The sequence below is a fragment of the Streptomyces sp. AcH 505 genome, from assembly GCF_000818175.1.
Taxonomy (GTDB): domain Bacteria; phylum Actinomycetota; class Actinomycetes; order Streptomycetales; family Streptomycetaceae; genus Streptomyces.
Window position 1 is genome coordinate 1,058,978 of record NZ_JTIY01000001.1, and the last position, 3,661, is coordinate 1,062,638.

Annotated in this window: 5 protein-coding genes; 2 read left to right on the forward strand and 3 right to left on the reverse strand. The window is 71.2% G+C overall.

Annotation, left to right across the window (positions count from 1 at the left end; genetic code table 11):
* Together HY68_RS04830 and sigE are read right to left on the reverse strand one after the other, a co-directional pair.
* The coding region (locus HY68_RS04830; RefSeq protein ID WP_198533212.1) for a zf-HC2 domain-containing protein at positions 1-560 on the reverse strand (560 nt) is incomplete at its 3' end.
* A complete protein-coding gene (gene sigE, locus HY68_RS04835) occupies positions 557-1,318 on the reverse strand; it encodes an RNA polymerase sigma factor SigE (RefSeq protein ID WP_198533213.1) in 762 nt (253 codons plus the stop codon). The genes sigE and HY68_RS04830, both read right to left, overlap by 4 nt.
* 117 nt (positions 1,319-1,435) lie before the next feature.
* Between sigE and HY68_RS04840 the strand changes: the two genes are divergently transcribed.
* Positions 1,436-2,137 carry an O-methyltransferase gene (locus tag HY68_RS04840; RefSeq protein WP_078863882.1) on the forward strand — a complete coding sequence of 234 codons (702 nt, stop codon included), beginning with the start codon at positions 1,436-1,438 and terminating at the stop codon, positions 2,135-2,137.
* A 182-nt stretch (positions 2,138-2,319) separates the two neighbouring features.
* Here HY68_RS04840 and HY68_RS40385 read toward each other — a convergent pair whose 3' ends face one another.
* On the reverse strand, positions 2,320-2,487 hold the full coding sequence (locus tag HY68_RS40385; RefSeq protein ID WP_003966491.1) for a DUF3117 domain-containing protein: 168 nt from the start codon (positions 2,485-2,487) through the stop codon (positions 2,320-2,322).
* Between the two features lie 257 nt (positions 2,488-2,744).
* On the opposite strand from HY68_RS40385, the gene HY68_RS04845 reads away from it, so the two are divergent.
* Positions 2,745-3,548: an enoyl-CoA hydratase-related protein gene (locus tag HY68_RS04845; RefSeq protein ID WP_041995172.1), complete on the forward strand. Its 804-nt coding sequence runs from the start codon at positions 2,745-2,747 to the stop codon at positions 3,546-3,548.
* Positions 3,549-3,661 lie beyond the last annotated feature (113 nt).

The following is a 3,661-nucleotide window of genomic DNA, read 5'->3' on the forward strand; positions in this document are numbered from 1 at the left end:
TCGGCCGCCGAACCGAGCGGCATCGCGCCACCGAGCGCCATCGCGGCGAACGAGACGGCGCTGGCAGCCGCGAAGGCGAACCTGCGGCCACGCCACGGGGAGCGCTCCGCCTCCTGGCGGCCGACCTCGTGGATACGGAAACCGGAACCGGAACCCGGGCCGCCGGGCAGCACGCCGCCGTGGGCACCTGCCGGGGCGTAGCTGAAGCCGCCGGTACGCAGACCGCCGCCGAAACCGCCGGCGCCGCTGCCGAAGCCGGCCGCCTCGAAGAGGCCGCGCTGGTCGGGGCCGCGTCCCTCGTCGTCGTCGTCACGGGGCGGCCCGCCACCGGGCAGCCCCTGAAGTCTGGCGAGGAAACCCTCGGACGGCGACGGCGGGGCGGCCTCGGCGAAGACGCTCTTCAGCCTGCGCTGGGCGTCCGCCTCGGCCTTGCATTTGGCGCAGGTGGCCAGATGGGCCAGCACCCGCTCCCGCGCGTCATGCCCCAGCTCGCCGTCCACGAGGGCAGCGAGGCGGTCCCCCAGATGCTGCTCCGCGGGGGTCGGGCTTGAGCCACTCACGCCGTTCCGCCCTCCCCTGCCACGCTGACGAAGGAACGCTGCTGCTCGGCACGTGCCTCGGGGGAACGGTGCTGCAGGGCCTTGCGCAGATGTGAGCGGCCGCGGTGGATCCGGCTGCGGACGGTGCCCAGCTTGACCCCGAGCGTCGCCGCGATCTCCTCGTACGACAGGCCCTCGATGTCGCAGAGCACCACGGCGGCGCGGAACTCGGGCGCGAGGGTGTCCAGCGCCTGCTGGACGTCCGCGTCGAAGTGCGTGTCGTGGAACACCTGCTGCGGGGACGGCTCGCGGCTGGGCAGCCGCTCCGCCGCGTCGTCGCCGAGCGCGTCGAACCTGATCCGCTGCTTGCGGCGGACCATGTCGAGGAAGAGATTGGTGGTGATGCGGTGGAGCCAGCCCTCGAAGGTGCCGGGCGTGTAGGTCGACAGCGAGCGGAAGACGCGGACGAAGACCTCTTGGGTCAGATCCTCGGCGTCGTGCTGGTTGCCCGTCAGTCGGTAGGCGAGGCGGTAGACCCGTCCGCTGTGCGTGCTGACGATCTCCTCCCAGCTGGGAGGCGTCCACGCCTGCGATTCCGCATCCGATGCGAAGGTCGCAGTAACTGCGGAGTCGGTCGGGCGAGAACGGTCAGCAATGTTGGTCACGGATTTCGGCTCACCTGCCGACCGCAGAAAGCGCCTGAGCACTCCCCTCCGATCCACAGCCGCAGCCGCACCTCCCCTATCGGCTCTGGTGGTGTCCAGTGGAGCCCCTACCATAGCCACCTCGCCCGTTAGCTCCGGATAAGAATCTTTACGCGAATTTGGGCCCGCGACTTCGTCTTGATCCGTCTGTTGATCCGCCTGTGTCCGCCCCTACATAACGACTGGTCCCATCTGCGGGTTCCCGAGCCCAGCGGATACAGTCACCGTTGCGCCGCCAACGGGGACAAGGAGAGGGTCATTACCGCCAACCGGCAGACGAGCTGGGCGTTCGCCGACGCCTTTGTCGCCGAGGACGAAGCACTGCGCTGGGCCCGTGACAGGGCCCGGGAGAGCGGGCTTCGCTCGGTGTCTCCAGGCACCGGCGCCGCGCTGCGTCTGCTCGCCGCCACGGCGGCGGCGAAGTCGGTCGCCGAGATCGGTACGGGCACCGGCGTCTCCGGCATCTATCTGCTCCAGGGGATGCGCCCCGACGGCGTCCTGACCACGGTCGACACGGAACCGGAACGCCAGCAGTTCGCCCGGCAGGCGTTCCGCGCGGCCGGTTTCGCCGGCAACAGGGCCCGCTTCATCCCGGGCCGCGCCCTGGACGTCCTGCCCAGGCTCGCGGACGGCGGGTACGACCTCGTGTACTGCGACGGGGACCGGCTGGAATCGCTGGACTATCTCGCTGAATCGTTGCGTCTGCTGCGGCCCGGCGGACTGGTCTGCTTCGAGGGCGTGTTCGCAGACGGCCGCACCGTGGACTCGGCGGCGCAGCCGGCGGAGGTGCTGCGGCTGCGGGAGCTGCTGCGGACCGTGCGGGAGATCCCGGAGCTGGTCCCGTCGCTGTTGCCGGTCGGGGACGGGTTGTTGTGCGCGGTGAGGCGGGCGTAGCGGTGTCGCCGCGCCCGCGGAGCCCGAGCCCCCTCCCCCGCCTCCGCCTCCGCGCCTCCGCGCCTCCGCACCCCTTCGCGGACATGGCACTGCCCCGGCGCGGACGGTACTGGTCCGCGCCGGGGCAGTGATGGTGTCGATCCGGGGGTGACCCTCGACCCCGAAGACTGTGAGCGTTCCGCTCAGCCGACGACCTTCTTGAGCGCGTCGCCGAGTGCGTCCGCCTCGTCCGGAGTCAGCTCGACGACAAGCCGACCGCCGCCTTCGAGCGGAACGCGCATGACGATGCCCCGCCCCTCCTTGGTCACCTCGAGCGGGCCGTCGCCCGTCCGCGGCTTCATGGCCGCCATGCTCGTTCCCCTTCCTGAAACCAGCTCATCGCAGCCGGCGGCCCCATGACAGGCGCTGTGTCACCGGCATCGAACACATTGCTTCCAGGTCATTATCCCGCATCGCGGGACCCCATGACCAACATCGGTCGGCATCGCTTGCGCAACGCGCTCACGCAAAACGACTCAATTCGGCGATCCGCCTGCGATACTTCGCCGCCGTTTCTCCGCCATGCTGGGCCCGGACACCGATGCCGCAGCCGAGAAGGGACCTGATCATGGCCGACACCGTGCTCTACGAGGTGAGTGACGGACTCGCAACGATCACGATCAACCGGCCCGAGGCCATGAACGCGATGAACATCGCGGCGAAGGTCGCCCTCAGGGACGCCCTGGAGGCCGCGGGAGCCGACTCGGCCGTACGGGGTGTCCTGCTCACGGCGGCGGGCGACAGGGCCTTCTGCGTGGGTCAGGACCTCAAGGAACACGTGGCGCTGCTGACCGAGGACAGGAAGACGGGCGCCGGCGCGACGATGCGGACGGTGAGTGAGCACTACAACCCGATCCTGCGGGCGATCACGGGCATGCCGAAGCCGGTGGTCGCGGGCGTGAACGGGGTGGCGGCGGGGGCGGGGATGGGGTTCGCCCTGGCGGCGGACTACCGGGTGGTCGCGGACTCGGCCTCCTTCAACACGTCCTTCGCGGGCGTGGCCCTGACGGCCGACTCCGGCGTCTCCTGGACCCTGCCCCGCCTGGTCGGCCGCAGCCGCGCGACGGACCTGCTGCTGTTCCCGCGCTCGGTGCGGGCGCAGGAGGCGTACGACCTGGGCCTGGCGAACAAACTCGTCCCGGCGGCCGACCTGGCCCCCACGGCACTGTCGGTGGCCCGCACCCTGGCCGATGGCCCGACGGCGGCGTACGCGGCGATCAAGGCGTCGCTGGCGTACGGGGCGGAGCACACGCTGGCGGAGACGCTGGAGCGGGAGGACGAACTGCAGTCGGCGGCGGGCGCGTCGGAGGACCATGTGATCGCGGTGGAGGCGTTCTTGGCGAAGGCGAAGCCGAGGTACGTGGGCCGCTGACCCCTACGCGGGGACGTTTCCCCACCCCGCCCCTCCCCGAACCGGGGCTCCGCCCCGGACCCCGGGCGCCGACCGCTTCGCGGCGGCGGGGGTGGCGGGGGCCCGCACAGCCC

Bases quoted from the DNA above. Each gene is read 5' to 3' on its own strand.
- HY68_RS40385 (WP_003966491.1), bottom strand. From the start codon at position 2,487: ATGGCGGCCATGAAGCCGCGGACGGGCGACGGCCCGCTCGAGGTGACC.
- sigE (WP_198533213.1), bottom strand. From the start codon at position 1,318: ATGGTAGGGGCTCCACTGGACACCACCAGAGCCGATAGGGGAGGTGCG.
- HY68_RS04845 (WP_041995172.1), top strand. From the start codon at position 2,745: ATGGCCGACACCGTGCTCTACGAGGTGAGTGACGGACTCGCAACGATC.